Annotated in this window: 20 protein-coding genes; 8 read left to right on the top strand and 12 right to left on the bottom strand. The window is 70.3% G+C overall.

What is annotated here, in order from left to right; translation table 11 throughout:
• Positions 1-51 precede the first annotated feature (51 nt).
• Positions 52-417, bottom strand: a complete 366-nt coding sequence (locus ACIHIX_RS25520; RefSeq protein WP_399959890.1) for a hypothetical protein — start codon at positions 415-417, stop codon at positions 52-54.
• A 197-nt stretch (positions 418-614) separates the two neighbouring features.
• Between ACIHIX_RS25520 and ACIHIX_RS25515 the strand changes: the two genes are divergently transcribed.
• Positions 615-1910, top strand: a complete 1296-nt coding sequence (locus ACIHIX_RS25515) for a GNAT family N-acetyltransferase (protein ID WP_399959889.1) — start codon at positions 615-617, stop codon at positions 1908-1910.
• A gap of 178 nt (positions 1911-2088) precedes the next feature.
• Here ACIHIX_RS25515 and ACIHIX_RS25510 read toward each other — a convergent pair whose 3' ends face one another.
• Positions 2089-2472: a MerR family transcriptional regulator gene (locus ACIHIX_RS25510; RefSeq protein WP_399959887.1), complete on the bottom strand. Its 384-nt coding sequence runs from the start codon at positions 2470-2472 to the stop codon at positions 2089-2091.
• Between the two features lie 75 nt (positions 2473-2547).
• Between ACIHIX_RS25510 and ACIHIX_RS25505 the strand changes: the two genes are divergently transcribed.
• On the top strand, positions 2548-3276 hold the full coding sequence (locus ACIHIX_RS25505; protein WP_399959885.1) for an SDR family oxidoreductase: 729 nt from the start codon (positions 2548-2550) through the stop codon (positions 3274-3276).
• A gap of 178 nt (positions 3277-3454) precedes the next feature.
• The gene (locus ACIHIX_RS25500; RefSeq protein ID WP_399959883.1) at positions 3455-3601 is read left to right on the top strand and encodes a hypothetical protein; all 147 of its coding nucleotides are present in this window, start codon (positions 3455-3457) and stop codon (positions 3599-3601) included.
• A gap of 77 nt (positions 3602-3678) precedes the next feature.
• Here the strand turns inward: ACIHIX_RS25500 and ACIHIX_RS25495 are convergent, their stop codons facing one another.
• Positions 3679-4086, bottom strand: coding sequence for a RidA family protein (locus ACIHIX_RS25495; protein ID WP_399959881.1), 408 nt, complete (start codon positions 4084-4086; stop codon positions 3679-3681).
• Positions 4087-4205: 119 nt separating this feature from the next.
• Here ACIHIX_RS25495 and ACIHIX_RS25490 point away from each other — a divergent pair, with 119 nt between their 5' ends.
• Positions 4206-4586 (top strand): winged helix-turn-helix transcriptional regulator, encoded by a 381-nt coding sequence (locus tag ACIHIX_RS25490; RefSeq protein WP_399959879.1) that lies wholly within the window; start codon positions 4206-4208, stop codon positions 4584-4586.
• Positions 4587-4706: 120 nt separating this feature from the next.
• Here the strand turns inward: ACIHIX_RS25490 and ACIHIX_RS25485 are convergent, their stop codons facing one another.
• The 4 genes from ACIHIX_RS25485 to ACIHIX_RS25470 form a co-directional block, all read right to left on the bottom strand.
• The gene (locus ACIHIX_RS25485) at positions 4707-5006 is read right to left on the bottom strand and encodes a hypothetical protein (RefSeq protein WP_399959877.1); all 300 of its coding nucleotides are present in this window, start codon (positions 5004-5006) and stop codon (positions 4707-4709) included.
• Between the two features lie 265 nt (positions 5007-5271).
• Positions 5272-5733 (bottom strand): hypothetical protein, encoded by a 462-nt coding sequence (locus ACIHIX_RS25480; protein WP_399959876.1) that lies wholly within the window; start codon positions 5731-5733, stop codon positions 5272-5274.
• A 59-nt stretch (positions 5734-5792) separates the two neighbouring features.
• Positions 5793-7412 carry a phytoene desaturase family protein gene (locus ACIHIX_RS25475; protein ID WP_399959874.1) on the bottom strand — a complete coding sequence of 540 codons (1620 nt, stop codon included), beginning with the start codon at positions 7410-7412 and terminating at the stop codon, positions 5793-5795.
• Positions 7405-7932, bottom strand: coding sequence for an SRPBCC family protein (locus tag ACIHIX_RS25470; protein ID WP_399959872.1), 528 nt, complete (start codon positions 7930-7932; stop codon positions 7405-7407). Before ACIHIX_RS25470 ends, ACIHIX_RS25475 begins: the two co-directional genes overlap by 8 nt.
• A gap of 276 nt (positions 7933-8208) precedes the next feature.
• Between ACIHIX_RS25470 and ACIHIX_RS25465 the strand changes: the two genes are divergently transcribed.
• Positions 8209-8667: an SRPBCC family protein gene (locus ACIHIX_RS25465; RefSeq protein ID WP_399959870.1), complete on the top strand. Its 459-nt coding sequence runs from the start codon at positions 8209-8211 to the stop codon at positions 8665-8667.
• 87 nt (positions 8668-8754) lie between these two features.
• Here ACIHIX_RS25465 and ACIHIX_RS25460 read toward each other — a convergent pair whose 3' ends face one another.
• Positions 8755-9513 (bottom strand): DeoR/GlpR family DNA-binding transcription regulator, encoded by a 759-nt coding sequence (locus ACIHIX_RS25460; RefSeq protein ID WP_399959868.1) that lies wholly within the window; start codon positions 9511-9513, stop codon positions 8755-8757.
• A 48-nt stretch (positions 9514-9561) separates the two neighbouring features.
• On the opposite strand from ACIHIX_RS25460, the gene ACIHIX_RS25455 reads away from it, so the two are divergent.
• On the top strand, positions 9562-9945 hold the full coding sequence (locus tag ACIHIX_RS25455) for a DUF4406 domain-containing protein (RefSeq protein ID WP_399959866.1): 384 nt from the start codon (positions 9562-9564) through the stop codon (positions 9943-9945).
• Positions 9942-10655: an NUDIX domain-containing protein gene (locus ACIHIX_RS25450; RefSeq protein WP_399959864.1), complete on the top strand. Its 714-nt coding sequence runs from the start codon at positions 9942-9944 to the stop codon at positions 10653-10655. Before ACIHIX_RS25455 ends, ACIHIX_RS25450 begins: the two co-directional genes overlap by 4 nt.
• A 38-nt stretch (positions 10656-10693) precedes the next feature.
• On the opposite strand, the gene ACIHIX_RS25445 is transcribed toward ACIHIX_RS25450, so the two are convergent.
• Both ACIHIX_RS25445 and ACIHIX_RS25440 read right to left on the bottom strand, forming a co-directional pair.
• A complete protein-coding gene (locus ACIHIX_RS25445; protein ID WP_399959862.1) occupies positions 10694-11614 on the bottom strand; it encodes a YihY/virulence factor BrkB family protein in 921 nt (306 codons plus the stop codon).
• Entirely contained in the window at positions 11604-12233 is a 630-nt protein-coding gene (locus tag ACIHIX_RS25440; RefSeq protein ID WP_399959861.1) for a hypothetical protein, read from the bottom strand. Before ACIHIX_RS25440 ends, ACIHIX_RS25445 begins: the two co-directional genes overlap by 11 nt.
• Positions 12234-12858: 625 nt before the next feature.
• On the opposite strand from ACIHIX_RS25440, the gene ACIHIX_RS25435 reads away from it, so the two are divergent.
• Positions 12859-13014, top strand: coding sequence for a hypothetical protein (locus ACIHIX_RS25435; protein ID WP_399959859.1), 156 nt, complete (start codon positions 12859-12861; stop codon positions 13012-13014).
• Positions 13015-13453: 439 nt separating this feature from the next.
• On the opposite strand, the gene ACIHIX_RS25430 is transcribed toward ACIHIX_RS25435, so the two are convergent.
• Together ACIHIX_RS25430 and ACIHIX_RS25425 are read right to left on the bottom strand one after the other, a co-directional pair.
• Complete coding sequence (locus tag ACIHIX_RS25430; RefSeq protein ID WP_399960211.1) at positions 13454-14629, bottom strand: PP2C family protein-serine/threonine phosphatase; 1176 nt, start codon at positions 14627-14629, stop codon at positions 13454-13456.
• A gap of 246 nt (positions 14630-14875) precedes the next feature.
• Entirely contained in the window at positions 14876-16897 is a 2022-nt protein-coding gene (locus ACIHIX_RS25425) for an NAD-binding lipoprotein (protein ID WP_399959857.1), read from the bottom strand.
• Between the last annotated feature and the right edge of the window lie 93 nt (positions 16898-16990).

Below are 16990 nucleotides of genomic sequence, written 5' to 3'. Positions count from 1 at the left end.
TCCGCGGATATCACGCGCGTCTGTTTCGTGCTGACCGCCGCGCTTGGAGCGTCACCGCTCACGGTCGAACCAGGCCGTCGACTCGGGCAGGAACAACAGCACGATCACGGGTACCCCGAGCAGGATCCGTACGGCCGCGTCGAGGAACAGCCCGGGCGATTCCGCCTCGCTCAGGCGAGTGATGGTCGGCAGCACCATGAACGCCATCAGTGCGACGGTCGTCATCCGCACCCCGCCGCGTGCGCTTCCGTCGTAGGTGAGGCACAGCGCCGCGCTGACCCACACCAGCAGCCAGGGCGCCATCATCTCGCCCTGTCCGTAGGCGGTGAGGCTGTCGGAGAGCGCGAGCATCGAGACGATGCCGGCCAGCGTGAGCGTCAACAGCAGGATCTGGACGGCCCGCAGTGGTGCAGGCATCACACGTTCACGCACGTCAGACATCAGCATCATCCCCCAGGCGAAGATCGCATCGTAGCGGCCCGAACATCACTGCGGTAATCGCGCGGCGGCCTGCGCGGAGGCAGAGCGCTGCTTCGTCGGTGGGCGCCAAGTGACTGAGAGGCGCGGGAATATCTGGTTGCTCGTCCGTGAGGGCGGTGGCTGCAATGTCGGGCATGGTGACTGAGGTCCGCCCGCCCCTCCGGGATGAGATGGCCGCGTACTACCGGGCACTGCCGTTCGCGAACGGGCTGCCGAGCTGGGAGGCTGCGGACGCCGCGTGGCATGGTGGCCCGGAGCCATGGCCTCCCCAGCGCACGCCTGCGAGCGCAGAGCAGCTCGAGAAATGGGCCGCAGCCGACTTCGAGGACGGTTCCTTCCACCCGATCGCAACGTTCGTCGACGGCCGGTGTGTCGGCGCGTCAGCGATGATCTCCTTTGAGGTGACGGTTCCTGCCGAGAGAACGGTGGGGATGGCCGGCGTCACGGCTACCGGGGTGATCGCGACGCACCGTCGGCGCGGTTTCCTGCGGCAGATGATGCAGGCCATGTTCGAGGCCGCTCTGGAGCGAGGCGAGCCGTTGGCGATGCTCAGCGCGAGCGAGGGCAGCATCTACGGGCGGTTCGGGTTTTCGCCGGCGACCTACTGCACCCGGTGGGAGCTGGCGCGTCACGAAGCGGCCCTCCGTCCGGCAGACCCGGATCCCGGGTCGCTGGAGCTGGTCGACGCTGCTCAGGCGAAAGCGGCCTGGCCCCGGGTGCATGCGGAGGTGAGGGCGCGCCGCGTCGGTGAGCTCAGCCCTCCGCCTGGGCGCTGGGACGGGCTGTCCGACGAAGCAGACGGCACAAACGGACCGCTCCGCTTCCTCACCCATCGCGACCGGCACGGCAATGTGGACGGCATCGCGAACTTCCGACTGCCCTGGTCCCCGACAGCGGACCGGGCGGGCACGCTCGTGGTGGAAGCCCTGGAGGCGACGAGCTCTGTGGCCTACCGCGCTTTGTGGGGATTGCTGATCGACTTCGACCTCACCAAGACCGTCGTGGCGCCCGGCCGTCCGCGCGATGAACCTCTGCGGTGGATGCTCATGAACCCGCGAGCGATGCGCGTCACGCGGCAGACGGACAATCTCTGGGCCCGCCTTCTCGACGTCCCCCGAGCTCTGACACAACGCTCGTACCTCACACCCGGCGAGTTGAAATTCACCATCGACGACGACCAGATGTGCCCCGCGAACAACGGGACATGGCATCTCACGGCAGACGACACCGCAGCGACGTGCGCTCCGACCGACGAGAGAGCGGACCTGACCATCACGCTCCCCGCGCTCAGTTCGCTCTATCTCGGCGGTATGTCGGCACTCCACCTGGCGGATGCGGGCCACATCACTGAGCACGCCGAAGGCACGATCGGAAAGCTCGCCCGGATGTTCCGCACCGAACCCGAGCCACACAACTCTTTCGGCTTCTGACCACACTCGACCCGCCGACTTTGGGCACGTCACTCGAACACCGCATGGCCCCGACGGAGTCAGGAGCTGGCGCGAGTACCCAACGGCGCGGTGACATCAGTTCAAGTGACACGGCCAGGCCCGGCGTGCCCCCAGACCGCGGTGACGTATCGCTGATGAGACGTCTGACGGACTGCGCCTACGGGTGGTTGTCCGTGATCGCGATGACCTCGTCGAGGCGGTCCCGGGCGGCCTGGAGGTCGTCGATCTTGGCCTGGATGCGGTCGCGTTCGGCGCGCAGCATGGCTCGTTGGTCGGCGTCGGTGTGCCCGGCATCCCAGCACGGCATGAGTTCGGTGATCCTTCGGCTGGTCAGGCCCGCGGCGAACATCTGCTGGAAGAAGCGGACCCGGGAGATGGCGTCCTGTCGGTAGAGGCGCTGGCCGGAGGGACTGCGCTCCGCGATGAGCAGCCCTTGCTGCTCGTAGTAGCGCACGGCGCGCACCGAGACGCCGGCGCCCCGCGCCACCTCGCCGATGCGGATCAGTCGCTCGGTCAAGGTCGCGGTCTCGGTGGCGGTCATGGTGATCCCTCTCACTCCGGCCCTGACGACCAGCCCTTGCCTCTGACGTCAACGTCAGGTTTTAGCGTACCGGGCATGGACATCAACAACTCAGTCGCCCTTGTCACCGGAGCCAACCGCGGCCTGGGCCGCGCCTTCGCCCAGCGCCTGCTCGAACGGGGCGCCCGCAAGGTCTACGCGACGGCCCGCCGACCGGAGACCGTGGACCTGCCCGGGGTCGAGGTACTTGCCCTCGACATCACCGATCCCGCCGCCGTGAGAGCCGCTGCCGAAGCCGCCCCGGACGTCTCGCTTCTCATCAACAACGCGGGCATCAGTACGGGGACCGACCTGGTCACCGGCTCGCTGGACGCGGTGCGGCACGAGCTGGAGACCAACATGTTCGGCCACCTGGGAATGATCCGGGAGTTCGCGCCTTCGCTCGCCAGGAACGGCGGGGGCGCGATCGTCAACGTCCTCTCCGCCATGTCGTGGTTCGGGGGCAAGGGAGCCAATGCCTACCACCTGACCAAGGCCGCGGCCTGGGCCATGACCAACGGCGTCCGCCTGGAACTCGCCGAGCAGGGCACGCTCGTCACAGCGGTACACCTCGGCCTCGCCGACACCGACATGGCCGCGGGCTGGCCGGTGGACAAGATCGCTCCGTCGGACCTCGCCGACGCGGCCCTCGACGGTGTCGAGGCGGACTCCGCCGAGGTCCTCGCCGACCAGTGGAGCCGGGACGTCAAGTCCCGTCTACCGCTGACGCCGGAAGAGTTCAACGCCGCGATGGACCGCGCCCTGGCTGCGCTGATGGCGGTGTGAGGGATCTGGTCTCTTCCAGGGGCACTGGGCTTCTCCTCCGGGCGAAGTCGTCCGCGGTGACGAACTCCTCCAGCTTGGCGTAGGGGACCGCGCCTGTCCTGTCGCGGCAGCCGGCGCCGTCGCCCCGCGACCGCACCTCGACACCCCTGCCCAGCTGCGCTGACGCACTCGCTGTTGGATGCCCGCGGGCGAGATCTCCGGCGGCAACTCGAAGCTACTGGCGGCGGCTCTGGGGGTAGGCGGCACCGGCCATGTGCTGGTGATCGTCTCCTCGGCCCAAGTCCCCACCATCGCCGCCGAGTTCCTGGCAGCAGCCAGCTGCTGAACCGCCGTAGCCACAAGCAGGTGGGCAACTGAGCACACTCGTTGGCACTTCCCTGTTCTGTGGGTGAAGGGCGCTGTTCAATCGAGGATCGCGGTGGCTTCGATCTCGACCAGATGGTCGGGGACGTCCAAGGCCGCGACGCCCAGCAGTGTGGCCGGTGGGACCGGGGTGGTGCCGAGCTTCGCGGACGCCCGGGAGATGCCCTCCAGGAGCGTGGGCATTTTGTCGGGGGTCCAGTCGACGACGTAGAAGGTCAGTTTCGCGACGTCGTCGAAGGTGCCGCCGGCCTCGGCCAGAGCGGTGCCGATATTGAGGTAGCACTGCTCGACCTGCGCGGCGAGGTCGCCTTCGCCGACCGTGATGCCCTCGGCATCCCAGGCGACCTGGCCGGCGACGAAGACCAGCTTCGACCCCGTTGCGATCGACACCTGACGGTAGACATCGATCTTGGGCAATCCGCTCGGGTTCACCAGGTTGATGGCCATGCTGTCCGACTCCTTGTCCTGAGCGCCCAGGCGCCTTCGGTCTCTTGTGGTTACTCAGGAACCGTAGGAGAGTGAGCGCTGACATGGAAGAACGCACTTTCCAGTGACTGGGGAACCCTATGGTGACCAAACAGGTCAAGAGCCTGTCCGAGGAAGCAGACCTCAGGCGCGCGGACTCGTTGGCGCGGGAGATCTTCTCGGACGTCGCCAACAAGTGGGCGTTCCTGATCATCGAGACTCTCGGTGAGCGCACCCTGCGCTTCAGCGAACTGCGGAACGAGATCGAGGGCATCAGCCACAAGATGCTCACCCAGAACCTGCGCATGCTGGAGCGCAACGGCCTGGTCGACAGAAAGGTGCACGCCACCGTCCCGCCGCGTGTCGAGTACACCCTCACCGAGCCGGGCCAGGGCCTACGCGCAACCGTCGACGGGATGTGCGACTGGACGCACCGCTACTTCGGGTACATCGAGTCCGCCCGCAACCGCTTCGACGCCTGACAGTTACAACGAGCGCGCTGCCGCGGCGCGCTACCCGGCCGTCCCGATCGACCGGGTGCGCATTCGTCCCGTGCCCAGGTCCGGCGTCGGTCGTGTGCGGCGCCGGATCCGTTTCTCATCTCATGCGGCGCCGGTGACCCCCGGGGCGACGAACCGCCGGTACAGGGGGCTGAAGGAGGTCTCCGGGGCGCCGCTGATGCCGGCCTTCTCGACCGCGAGGGCCAGTCGTTCGGCGAAGAAGGTCTGGAAGGCCTCCTCCGACTCCCAGACGTCGACCACATGCAGTCCCTGCGCGTCGAACCAGGCCACATGGACCTCGCCGCCAACCGGCGCGGACTCCTCCCAGCCGACCGCCTCCTTCACCACGTCGTACTGCTCGGGCGTGACCCCGGCCCAGTTCATCGACATCACCACGGACATGTGCCCACCCCTTGGTCGCTGTTCTCCGCATCGTCCTCCGGGACCGGACGCGGGACGAAGAGCGTGCGGAAGCATGACGGAGCGGCTGCCGGACCCCGCGCGCCCGGCGCGCCGTTCCCGCAGGGTTGTGTGCCGGCCGGTGTCGCGGATCGTGTCGGTGTCCGTCCAGTCGAGGTAGGCGTTTCACACCCCAATGCCTCGGATGTGTGGGCGCTCCCGATGCGATTGACCCGACGACCCCGCTCCAGACGTCCGCCGTCGAGGCTCAGAGATCAGCGTTCGGCAGGCCCGAGCCGTGGTCGGGATGCCCGGGTGTGCGGCGCTCCTCCTTCATCTGCGCCTCGTACAAGTGGTCCCGGCCCTGGGCGAGTTCCTGGACCGCGCTTGTCTCCAGCTGCTGGAAGGGCCGGTAGTAGGTGGCGTTGTAGGCCTCGACGATCTGGAACGTCCAGTGACCCGGGATGACATTGCGTCCGAGGATCTCCGAGCGGACCTTCGCGGCCCATTCGGGATGCCCTGCCTCCTCCAACAGCCGTACGGCTCGGTCGAGTTGCAGGTCGGCGCTGCCGGTCAGCTGGTGGAAGTCGTACAGGCGGCCTCTGGCCCGTTCGGTCGTCTCCAGTGCCTTGGACAGTGCCCCGAGGGCCTCGACGGTCGTGTCGTCGACGCCTGTGGGGCGCTGGTGGTCACGGTCGGGGCCGTCGTGGTTCTCCTGCGGCTCGTTCATGGGTCTCCTCGACGGGTAGGGCCGCGGTACGGCCGCCGCGGTGGGGCGGTGTCGTGGGGTCAGTGTCTGGTTCCGGTGCGGTCGCGGTGGGTGAGCAGGCGTTGGGCGCGGGTGAGGCCGGGGGGCCGGTGGCGGTGCAGGGCGGCGCGTGCCGCGTTGGCGCCCGGGGCGCCGTGCACTCCGCCGCCGGGGTGGGCGCCGGAGGAGGCCAGGAAGAGGCCGGGGACCGGGGTCTCCGGACGTCCGGTGCCGGGCACGGGGCGGAAGACGAGTTGTTGGTGGAGGGCGGTCGTGCCGCCGTTGATGGCGCCGCCGCACAGATTGGCGTCCAGGGCTTGCAGGGTCGGGGGCGCCAGGATGCGACGGGCCCGGACGAGGGCGCGGAAGCCGGGTGCGAAACGCTCCACCTGGCGCTCGACCCGGTCGGCCATGAGCTCCTGCTCCTTGGCGTCCCAGCGCCCGGTGATGCCCTCGTCGGCGGCGTCGGCGGCGATCTCGTGGGGGATGTGGGTGTAGGCCCAGGCCGATTCGGTGCCGCGCGGGGAGCGGGTGGCGTCCGAGGTGGTCATCTGTCCGAACAGCAGGAAGGGACGGTCGGGGACCTGACGCATGGCGATCTGGGCGGCGAAACGGGTCAGTTCGTCGATGCCGTCGGCCAGGTGCACGGTGCCCGCGCGGGACGCCTGCTCGGCCTGCCAGGGCACCGGTCCGTCGAGCGCCCAGTCGACCTTGAAGGTGGCGAAGTCCCACTGGAAGCGGCGCAGGTCGTCCAGGAGCTGCGCGGGCAGGTGCTCCGCGTCGACGAGACGGCCATAGAGCGCGGGCACCGACACGTCCGCCAGCACCGCCCGGCGTGCCGGAACCGCGTCACCTGCGGCCGTACGGACGCCGACGGCCCGTCCGCCGCGCACGACGACCTCGTCCACCCGCTGTCCGCAGCGGACCCGCCCGCCGAGGGTCCGCAGACGCCTGGTCAGGGCTTGGGTCAGGGCGCCGGAGCCGCCGACGGGGACGGGGAAGCCGTACGTCTGTCCCAGCATGGCCATGAGCCAGCCGAAGCCGCCGCTGCCCGCTGATTCCGGGGCGAGGTCGGCGTGCAGGGCGTTGCCGACCAGCAGGAGCCGGCCGCCCTGCCCACAAAACTCCTCCTCTCCCATCCGCCGTACCGGAAGTGCCAGCGTCCGGGCCATCCGCAGCCCGCCCGCGGCCCGCAGCCGCCAGGCCAGCCGGGCCGTGGCGCGCACCGGCGGGAACGGCGTGAACAGGGCGTCCAGCAGGTCAGGGCGCAGGCGCTGCCATACGTCGTGCAGGCGCCGCCATCCCTCGCCGTCGCCCGGCGCGAAGACGTCGAGGGACGCGGCGGTGGTGTCGAGGTCACGGTCCAGCAGGGCGCAGCTGCCGTCGGTGAGGGGGTGGGCGAGCACGCTGGGGGAGTGGCTCCACCGCAGTCCGTGGTCCTGCAGGCGCAGGCCGGCCAGCACCGGGGAGGCGGCGGCGAGCGGGTAGAAGGAGCTGAAGAGGTCGTTGACGAATCCGGGGTCGACCCCGTGGTCGTGGCGGACCGCGCCGCCGGGTTCCGGCTGCTCCTCCAGTACCTCCACGCTCCACCCCGCGTCCGCCAGCACGTTGGCGGCCACCAGGCCGTTGGGGCCAGCGCCGATCACCACGGCGTCAGGCATGAGCGGGCCCCTCCCGTCCTGATCCGGCCCGGTCGACGGGGACGAGGTGCGGCGCCTTTCGGATGTCTCGGGCATCCCGCTCGTGCGGGGCCCGGTTCTCGCAGAGACGGGCGAGCCGGGCGAGCATGGTGCGGTGGCGAAGCTGGATCAGCGCGTCGAATCCGACGTTGTGGAGCGTGCCGCCCACTCCCCGCAAGGGGTGCTCGTCCACGATGACCAGGCTGTGCTCGCCCCACTCCCGCAGCTCGATGGCGATGCGCGCCGTGCCCAGCACGCCCGCGTGGGCCTCCAACTCCAGGGCGACGCCTTCCTCGCAGTGCCGTACCACCGTCTCGTTGACCAGTCGCAGCGGGCCGAGTGGGACCTGGAAGCGGATGGCCGCGTCCCGGCGCGGCCATTCACCGCGGACCGGCTCGGACCGTGAGGTCCCCACGACCCACTCCGCATAGCGGTGGCCGTCCGCGAGGACGTCCCACACCACGCTCGGGCTGACTTGGATCAGACGATGACGACGGGCCACGAATACCTCCCGGACTGCCTCGGGCAGCGTGCCCTGCGGCGGCGCTCCGAGTGCCCGTGGATCCAGAGGTCAACCAGAAGTGGAGGCCTCGTCCCGGACCGGATTTCGGTGCGCTGTACAGAGAACTTCCGCGCTCTCCGCCTGGGCGGATGCGCCGCGGGCTCCGCAGGTCTCGCGTGGTGGCCCGCCCTCCCGTAGGGTCACTGTGCCGTCATGGCAGAACCGCTCATTAAGGCTAGCCACGCACCGTCGTGGCTCGACCGATGAGGAGTGCCCATGTCCGGACAGTTCGAGGCGGTCGTCGAGATCGACCGGCCCGTGAAGGAGGTGTACGACTACCTCGCCGACGGGCGCAACGATCCGCAGTTCAGCCCGCGGGTCCTCAGGATCGAACGGATCCCGGAGACGCCGACCGCCGTGGGCACGGTCTTCCGCAGCACCGTGAAGGACGCCGGAATGAAGACCGCTCGGGAGTTCCGTATCACCGAGCTCGACGCTCCGGTGAAGATCCGCTGGACCGAGGCGTCCAGGAACAGCGTGACCGTGCGCGAGGGCGGCTACGACCTGGAGGCCCTGCCCGACGGCAGGACGCGCGTCCGCATCTTCAACGTCCTGGACGGTCATGGTCTGGGCAAGCTGCTGGTCGGTCTGGCACTGGTCGCGGCCCGCAAGGACGCGACTGCCTTCGGGGCCCGGATCAAGGCGGCGGCGGAGACGGCGATCCCGCCTGGCTGACTCGGTCGGAGACAGCGACGGGTCCTTTCTGTCGGAGGCAGCCGCCGGTCCTCGTACCGGGAAGGGCTGTCGGTTCCTCGTCCGGTTTCAGCCGGCTACGAGGACGTCCACGCCCAGTGCTTCGAGCTGCCCGATGACCGGGTCGTGTGAGTCGGTGTCGGTGATCAGTCCGGTGACCTTCTCCCAGGGCAGGACGCGGTACTGCGAGGCCGTGCCGATCTTCTCGGAGGAGGCGAGGATGTAGGTGTCCGCGGCCCGCGCGGACAGGGCGCGCTTCATCGCCGCCTCGTCGGCGTCCGCGGTGGTCAGTCCCGCTTCGGGGTGAACGCCCGTGACACCGAGCAGGCAGAGTTCGGCGGAGACGTTCTGCGCGGCCTCGACCGCGGCGGCGCCGCAGGTGACCGCCGAGTGCTTGAAGACGCGGCCCCCGAGCAGGAAGAGTTCCGCCCGCGGGTGGTCGATGAGGGCCGTGGCGATCGTCGGGCTGTGGGTGATCACGGTGCAGGCGAGGTCCTTCGGGAGGGCCCGTGCCACGGCGAGGGCGGTGGTGCCGCCGTCGAGGATCACCGAGCCGCCCGGCCGTACGAGTCCGGCGGCCAGGGAGGCGACCTTGCGTTTGCCGTCCGGGGCCACTGTCTGCCGGGCGTCGTAGTCCGCCACCGCGGGCGACACGGGTAGCGCGCCGCCGTAGACCCGCTGGCACAGTCCCTCGGCGGCGAGGTCTCGCAGGTCGCGCCGCACGCTGTCCTCGGAGATGCCCAGGTCGGCGGCGACGTCCTTGGCCACGATCTTTCCCGTGCGGGCGAGCAGATCGAGCAGGTGTTCGCGCCGTTCAGCAGCCAGCATTCACGTTCCTTCCTGTTCTTGCACGATTCTGCGTGTATGTTAGCAGCCATGACCGACAAGGCCCTGCTGATCCTGATCGCCGGCCCGTACCGCTCCGGCACCAACGGCGACCCACAAGCCATGGCCGCCAACCTCGCCCGCCTCGAAACCGCCGCCTGGCCCGTCTTCGCGGCCGGCCATCTCCCCGTGATCGGCGAGTGGATCGCTCTGCCCGTCCTCCGGTCCGCCGACGCGGGACCCACCGACCCGCTCGCCGACGAGGTGCTCTACCCGACCGCCGACCGACTCCTCGCCCACTGCGACGCCGTGCTGCGCCTGCCGGGCGAATCCGCCGGCGCCGACCAGGACGTCGCCACCGCCCGCCGCCGCGGCCTGCCCGTCTACCACGACGTCGCGGAGATTCCCCGCCGCGTCCCGCAGGAGACCGTGTGACCAGCCGCCCGGGCATCGACATCCCCGACCATCGCGGGCGCACAGGTCTTCACCTGGCCGGGCGCGGCCTCGACCGCAACCCCGACGTCCGGATACGCGACGTCGAAGTCACCTCCCAGGGCTGGCACGTCCTGCGCCGCACCACCTTCGACTACCGGCGCCGCGACGGACGGTGGCAGACCCAGCAGCGCGAGACCTACGACCGTGGCAACGGCGCCGTCGTCCTGCCCTACGACACCGAACGCGGCTGCGTCCTGCTCACCCGTCAGTTCCGCTACCCGGCTTACGTCAACGGCCACCCCGACGGCATGCTCATCGAGGCGGCGGCGGGACTGCTCGACGCGGACGACCCGCACACGGCGATCCGTCGCGAAAGCGCCGAGGAACTCGGCGTCAGACTCGGCGCACTCACCCACGTCCTCGACGCCTACATGAGCCCAGGCTCGGTCACCGAACGCCTCCACTACTTCGCCGCCCCCTACACCCCGGCCGACCGAACCGGTACCGGCGGAGGACTCGAGGAGGACGGCGAGGACATCGAGGTCCTCGAACTCCCCTTCTCCGAGGCCCTCGCCATGACCCGCAACGGCCGTATCACCGACGGCAAGACCATCCTGCTCCTGCAGTGGGCGGCCCTGCACGGGCCCTTCGCCGGCGACAGGGGCCAACAGGCGGTCCAAGCGGACGTGGTGACTCGCGGAGGCGGGTGAGGCCTCGAGCGTCAGCTCCCCGCGACGGCGATGACGTGCTACGACGCGGAGCCCTTACCGGTGCCGTGTGCGGAGGCGCCCTTGCTCAGTTCGGCGGTGAACTGCGCACCGCTGAGCAGCGCGAGGTTCGACAGCCACAGCCAGATCAGGAAGACGACGACGCCGGCGAGAGAGCCGTAGAGCCTGCTGTACGTGCTCAGAGTGGAGGCGTACACCGCGAAACCGGTGGAGACGGTCAGCCACAGCACGGCGGCCAGGACACCGCCCGGCAGACTGTTCGCCCGCAGACGGGCCTCGGCCGGGCCGGTGTGGAAGACGACGATGACCAGCAGCCCCACCAGGAACAGCAGCAGCGGCCACCGCAGCACGCTCCAGCCCCAGGCCACCGTGGCGCGAAGCCCGAGTACCTGGCCCAGGTCCTCGGCCAGTGGCCCGGTCAGCAGCAGGGCCAGGGAGCCGGTGAGCAGCAGGACCAGCAAGGCCAGCGCGGTGAGCAGGATGCGGTGGGCCCGCCGCCAGGGGGAGCGCTGGTCCTCGACGCGGTGCATGTGATGCAGCGCGCGGCGGAAGACGGCGAGATAGCTGGAGGCGGACCACAGCGCGCTCACGGTCCCGGCGACCAGCAGCGGCCACGCCGTGCTGTCCGCGCCCAGCATCCGCGACAGCGCGGCGTGCAGATCGCCGGCGGACTCGGCCGGCGCGTACGCCGTGACCTGGGTGACGAACTCCTGTGCCGTGCCCGGGCTGATCAGGCCGAACGACAGGACCGTCACCAGCAGCGCGGGCAGCACGGAGAGGATCGCGTAGTACGTCAGCGCTGCGGCGTAGTCGGATATGTCGTCGTTCCACAGCGACACCGGTGTGCGCCGCAGGGCCGGCCACCAGGCGGCGCCGAGTCGGGGGTGGCCGGTACGGGAGAGCGCGGGGCGGGTGTCGCCGGCGTAGGGGTCAGCGGACATGGGGTTGGCGATTCTCTACGGCGCTGAGGCGCAGGCGGGTGTGAGGGCTGTACGGCGCGGTCACCTTCTCGGTCTCGGCGGCCGAGCGGTCCACCGTCGCTGCGACCCGAGGGCCGGGGGAGCGGACGGTCCTGGGTCGGCGCGGTCCGGGGGCGACGGCGAGCACGATCATCCACAGGCCGAGCAGTGCCGTCAGACCGCTCGCCAGGGTCACCGACGGGTCACCCGGCCCGTGTTGCCACAGCCGGCGGGCGGCGTCGCTTGGCCAGAGCGCCGCGGAGCGCACCATGATCAGGTCCAGGACGAGGGCAAGGGCGCCGCAGGCCACGGTGGCCACGACGGCCGGCACGGCGGCGGTCGGCACGCGCCGCCGGGACCACAGGCGCCGGGGCCTGCGGCCGGTCATCGCGGCCCGACGCTCCTCGCTCACGCCCATGGCGGGAGCGAGCGAGGTCACCTGGATCCGTGCGGTGACCACGTCGAGCCCGTTCAACTCCCCTGTGTGGCAGGCGACATGCCCCATTCGGCTCGATGTGGTCTCTCCGGCGGCCCACGCGGCGATCTTGGGGACGGTCCGGTACGTGAGCGTGGTGGTGTCTCGCTGCGCTGCGGCGGTCATCGAGTACTCCGCTCGAACGCGTCCTGTACGTCCCGTACGCTGCCGCCGCCCTCGCCCCAGCGACCCGCCGCCCAGTCGAGGGCGCTGAGCGCGACCCGTGCAGGAACGCGCCGAAGCCGCCGAAGAACCCGGCGAACGCGAGGGCCATTTCCACGGTCATCCCTACGAACGGTGCGTTCACGCCACCGTTGTGTCCCGGGACGTGCGGGAGAAGCCCTCCACGACCAGCGAGGCCTGCGTCGAGTAGTGGCGACGGGCACGCCGTACTCGACGATCGGATCGGGGTCGATGGCCGTCTGCCGTTCGCCGACCTCGACCTGGCCGGCCTCGGTGGCGCCGCCTGCTACGGCGGTGGTGGCGTCGATCGGGCCGCTGGTCCGTGGTGCGGGTGCGTCCTTGACGGATGTCGGGGTCTGCGTGGTCATGGTCGTGCCCTTTCTGCCGTGACTCGTTCGTGAGGTGCCTGTACTCGTTTCGACCCGCAGCGGCCGTCGCTGTGACGCGGATGCCCGGAAAAGACTCCGAGGAACACCCGGCGGGGCCGCGAGCTGGGTGGCATTCCGCTGGAGCGTGGCAAAGGACGAAGGACGGCTTCGCGGCCCTCGCGCAGCGTCACGCGTCGGGCTTGGTGCGGCTGACGGCCCTGGTGGCGGCGGCGGAACAGCGCGCCTGCTGGGTACTGCGCGAACTGGACGGCCGGTCCTGCGAGTTCATCGCGGATGCCGTCGGTATGGGCCAGGAGGCTGTTGAGCCCGCGACTTCCTTGCACGCCGCTGCCTGACACACACGCACGTGGGGCCGACAATCACCCCCCCCACACCGACTCGCCCGAGGACGCCAGGGCCGACGCAGACGACAGCGGCTGCCGGCGCACGACCGCTGTCGCAGGTCTGGGACGACTGGGAGTTCTGGGCGAACCCGCTCAGGACCTATCGGTCATGGAGAGGGTCGGACCCCGGTGACGACCACCCTGGCTGGCGCCGTCGAGGTCGCCTCGACATCCATGTGCCCGCACACGAGGGCCGCGGCAACTCGCGGAGCGGGTTCGGCGGAAGGGGACACGGCGTGAGCGCGGCCACGCCGCCCACCGGGCAGGCCGTCCTCGTCGAGGACATCGCCTGGGACCGCATGGTCGGGGCCGCCGCAATGAACGCGCCGGCTTTCACCGATCGGCCGGTCTCACACATGTCAGGCGGGAACGACCGCGTCCCGTCCAAAGGTCACTGCTTACGCGGCTGCCACTCGAACATCATGATGGTCGCGTCGTCCCGGAGCCGACTGGTCTCCGCGTCCAGGATCGAGTGGATCAGCCGCCGCAGGGTCTCCGGCGCCAACTCTCCCGCGGCGGTCGCGCGGATGACGTAGTCGGCGAACCGCTGGAGCCCGAACAGTTCCCCGTGCAGGGTGCGGGCTTCGGTGACGCCGTCGGTGTACAGCAGGACCCGATCGCCCGGTTGCAGGGCCACTTCGTGGATCCGGCGGTCGCGATCACTGAGCAGGAACGGCAGACCCAGCGGCGGGTCCGCCTCTCGTTCCAGCGCGTCCTCCACCATCTGCTGGTCTCGGATGAGCAGGGGCGCGGGGTGCCCGCAGTTGCACCACCGCAGAACTCCCGAGGCGAGATCCAGTTGGGCGAGGATGCCGGTGCAGAACTGGTCGGGCAGCCATTGGGCCAGGGCCTCGTCCACGGTCTGCACGAGTTCCGGAAGTTCGGCTCCGATCCGGCGCGCGTTGCGGCAGGCTGCCAGCGAGAGGGCGCTGGTGAGGCCGGAGGCGAGATTGTGTCCCATGGCGTCGAAGACGGTGGCGTGAAGGGTCGTCTCGGTCAGCGCGTGGTCGAAGGCGTCGCCACCGATCTCGTAAGCGGGTTCGAGGACGGCAGTGGAGACCACGCGCGCGTTGCCGATCGTCCGGGGCGGCAGGAAGGCGCGCAGCATCTCGGAGGGCAGTTGCATGTGTTCGGTGCGGGTGCGCTGGACGTAGGAGTCCTTGAAGGTACGCCGTGAGGTGACCATCATCGCCACGAGCGTGGCCAGGGCCTTGCCACGGTTCAGGCAGGCGGCGGTGAGGGAAGGGCCGTGGACGGCCAGGACTCCCAGGCGCTCGGCGCCGTCGAGCAAGGGGAACCAGGCCGTCACCGCGCCCGACTCCGCGGGCTCGACCCGCAGGGACTGGGTGCGGTAGGTCCAGCCGGCCAGGGAGTCGTCGATGGGCAGTGTCGCGGTCACGTCGGTGAGCGGGACCAGGTGACGCTGCTGGATGTCGGCGAGGTAGGCGACCGCGTGATGCAGCCCAAGGGCCTTGGTGCAGCGGGCCATGGCGGTGGTGAGGTCGACGGTCCGGTTGGCCGAGTCGGCCAGGAACTGGTGCAGTTGGTCGTCACCGGCATCGGGCATGCTCACCCCGTCTCGCCTCCCTCGCGCCGTGTGCCGTCCGGCGCACGCCATCCAGCAGTCTCACACCGGGCGTACGAGGGCGCACTCGGACGGCGGTTCTCGGGTGACGCGGGGCGCCGGAGTTGGAACCAGTATCGGCGCCCCGCGACCGGCCGTGGTGCCGTACGCCTTCGAGGAACGCGGTGTGGTCTCGGGCCCGCGCCCAGCGTCGTAGGCAATGGACCGGCGGCTCCCACGCCAGGTCTTTCATCCGTGGGGCAGCTCCGCCGCGGGGGCGTCGTCCTGGTGGGGGCGCCTGGCGAGGGGGAGGGAGAGCGGGTCGGCGTCGCCGGGGGGAGTGGTGCCGTGGCCGGGAGTCAGGACCAGGACCTCGTCCTGGGCTGTCCACACGCGTCGTTCGGACTGCCCGGGGCAGAGACGGACCCCCGGCGACTGGGAGTCGGCGCAGGGATCGTTGCTGCGGTAGCCGATCGCGGCCTGGCCGCGGGCGAGTGCCGCCGCCGTGACCGTGGCGAATGACGCTTCGAGGCCGGGGCGGATGTAGTCGGTGGCGCAGCGCAGGGCCAGTGCTCCGCCGCGCGCGGTGAAGATCTCCTCGAACACGGCGGCGAGGTCGGGGTTGTGGGAGATCTGGGTCATGAGGAGCGCGGTCAGTTCACCACGGACGACTACGTCCGACGTGGTACCCAGGGGGGCCAGCAGCCGGGCGCGGTGGTCGTGCAGCTCGGCCACGACATGCATGCCTCGGCCTGTCTCCTGTTCGTGGGCCTTGAGCATGAGCAGGGTCAGGAGGGTCTTGTCGTCGGGCCGTGCGGGGGCGGGAGCGTTCTCGTCGGGCAGAGGGTTCTCGTCGCGCAGGACGATGACGCTGTCGTAGCGGGAGGGATCCAGCGCGCGGAGGGCCGCGAAGCAGGTGGGGTCACCGGTGTGGTGGCGGACGCGGAGGCGGCTGGAGTCGTCGGAGTGCGACAGGTGGGTGGCTGCCTCAGGTGGATCTGTGTCCGGATCGGTGACGACGTCCAGGACGGAGCCCGGCTGGGAGGTCCGACGCAGGATCTCCGCGACGAACTGCGCCCTGCGGTTCCAGCCCAGCAGCAGGGTGCGCGTCGGGCCGTCAGCCTGTTCGACGGCGGCTGCGAGGGCAGTCGCGTCGATGTGGTCGCGGCAGTCGGTGGCTGTGCCTGAATGGTCGTCATGGGCGACCGTCACCAGCCGGTCGCCGGGACGGAGCACGGTGTCCGGCGGCGGGGTGAGGTGAGGTGTGCCGTCGGCTCGCAGGATCCCGACCACGCACGCGTCCTCGAAGGACAGGGCCAGTTCCTCGTACGGCCGGTCCGCCGGACCCGGGACCTCGACGGTGTGGAACTCGGCTCCGGAGAAGTCGAGGAGATCGTGCAGGGCGGCCGGCAGGCCCGGCTGGCGCGCCGACTGGACGAGCAGCCGAGCCGCGGTCCGATCGGCCTCCAGGACGGTGCTCCGCGGCCCGGCTGCGAGGCGTGCGGCATGCAGGTGACGGCCGTCGCGCACCGTCGCCACCAGGCGCGGTCCGGTCCGGGGGCCGAGCAGGGCGCGCAGTGCCAGGAGTGTGCGGATCACTCCTGTGTCGGAGTCGTCACAGGGAAGGATCAGTACCGACCGTGCCGCGCCCGGGTTCACGAGCGCGAGTGCCTCGGGATCGGTCGGTGCGCCGGTGCGGCACACCAGGCGGGAGGTGTCCGCGATGCCGAGCCTCGTGGTGAGCTCGGTGTGCATGTCGGCCGAGTCCCGGTCCGCGAGTACGGTGACCACGTGTCTGCCGCGTCCGGAGCGTGCCGTGAACAACTCGGCGACGACGGTGAAGACCAGCTCGGACCAGCCGAGGACGACGGTGTGACCGTGTTCGACCACGGTGGAGCGGCCTCGGCGCAGTTCCGCCAGCCGGTCGCCGAGGCCCGTGGTGATGACACCCACGACCGTCGACACGCACAGCAGGGCGATGAGGCCGAGAACGGCGGCGAGCAGCATGCGCAGGGGAGCGCCCGTCACCCCGCTGAGCCGCAGTGTCTCGGCGCTGGTACGCCACACGGCGGTGAGCCGTCCTGTCACGGTGGGCGGCGCCTGCGGGTCCGTCCACACCAGCAGCGCGCTGACCGGGACGACGAGCGTCAGACAGCCCAGGGCGAGCCAGCCGAGCAGCGCTCCGGTGCTGCGGGCCAGGGTTCTGTCGAAGAGGTACCGCGCCCGATCACGTAAGAGAGGCGTCTCCTGACGCCGTCCCGTCTCCGCCACCTGTTCTCCTCACTCGGCGTTCGGAGACGAAGCGTGCAGAATCCGACACCGGCGACACGCCGCCTCACCGGGACATTCATCCTTTCGAGCTGA

The organism is Streptomyces sp. NPDC051913 (genome assembly GCF_044593635.1).
Classification (GTDB): Bacteria; Actinomycetota; Actinomycetes; order Streptomycetales; family Streptomycetaceae; genus Streptomyces.
The sequence above is the reverse complement of the archived record's forward strand: the minus strand, read 5'-3'. Positions and strand labels throughout refer to the sequence as shown.

Bases quoted from the DNA above. Each gene is read 5' to 3' on its own strand.
- ACIHIX_RS25520 (WP_399959890.1), bottom strand. From the start codon at position 417: ATGCCTGCACCACTGCGGGCCGTCCAGATCCTGCTGTTGACGCTCACG.
- ACIHIX_RS25515 (WP_399959889.1), top strand. From the start codon at position 615: ATGGTGACTGAGGTCCGCCCGCCCCTCCGGGATGAGATGGCCGCGTAC.
- ACIHIX_RS25510 (WP_399959887.1), bottom strand. From the start codon at position 2,472: ATGACCGCCACCGAGACCGCGACCTTGACCGAGCGACTGATCCGCATC.
- ACIHIX_RS25505 (WP_399959885.1), top strand. From the start codon at position 2,548: ATGGACATCAACAACTCAGTCGCCCTTGTCACCGGAGCCAACCGCGGC.
- ACIHIX_RS25500 (WP_399959883.1), top strand. From the start codon at position 3,455: ATGCCCGCGGGCGAGATCTCCGGCGGCAACTCGAAGCTACTGGCGGCG.
- ACIHIX_RS25495 (WP_399959881.1), bottom strand. From the start codon at position 4,086: ATGGCCATCAACCTGGTGAACCCGAGCGGATTGCCCAAGATCGATGTC.
- ACIHIX_RS25490 (WP_399959879.1), top strand. From the start codon at position 4,206: ATGGTGACCAAACAGGTCAAGAGCCTGTCCGAGGAAGCAGACCTCAGG.
- ACIHIX_RS25485 (WP_399959877.1), bottom strand. From the start codon at position 5,006: ATGTCCGTGGTGATGTCGATGAACTGGGCCGGGGTCACGCCCGAGCAG.
- ACIHIX_RS25480 (WP_399959876.1), bottom strand. From the start codon at position 5,733: ATGAACGAGCCGCAGGAGAACCACGACGGCCCCGACCGTGACCACCAG.
- ACIHIX_RS25475 (WP_399959874.1), bottom strand. From the start codon at position 7,412: ATGCCTGACGCCGTGGTGATCGGCGCTGGCCCCAACGGCCTGGTGGCC.
- ACIHIX_RS25465 (WP_399959870.1), top strand. From the start codon at position 8,209: ATGTCCGGACAGTTCGAGGCGGTCGTCGAGATCGACCGGCCCGTGAAG.
- ACIHIX_RS25460 (WP_399959868.1), bottom strand. From the start codon at position 9,513: ATGCTGGCTGCTGAACGGCGCGAACACCTGCTCGATCTGCTCGCCCGC.
- ACIHIX_RS25455 (WP_399959866.1), top strand. From the start codon at position 9,562: ATGACCGACAAGGCCCTGCTGATCCTGATCGCCGGCCCGTACCGCTCC.
- ACIHIX_RS25445 (WP_399959862.1), bottom strand. From the start codon at position 11,614: ATGTCCGCTGACCCCTACGCCGGCGACACCCGCCCCGCGCTCTCCCGT.
- ACIHIX_RS25440 (WP_399959861.1), bottom strand. From the start codon at position 12,233: ATGACCGCCGCAGCGCAGCGAGACACCACCACGCTCACGTACCGGACC.
- ACIHIX_RS25430 (WP_399960211.1), bottom strand. From the start codon at position 14,629: ATGCCCGATGCCGGTGACGACCAACTGCACCAGTTCCTGGCCGACTCG.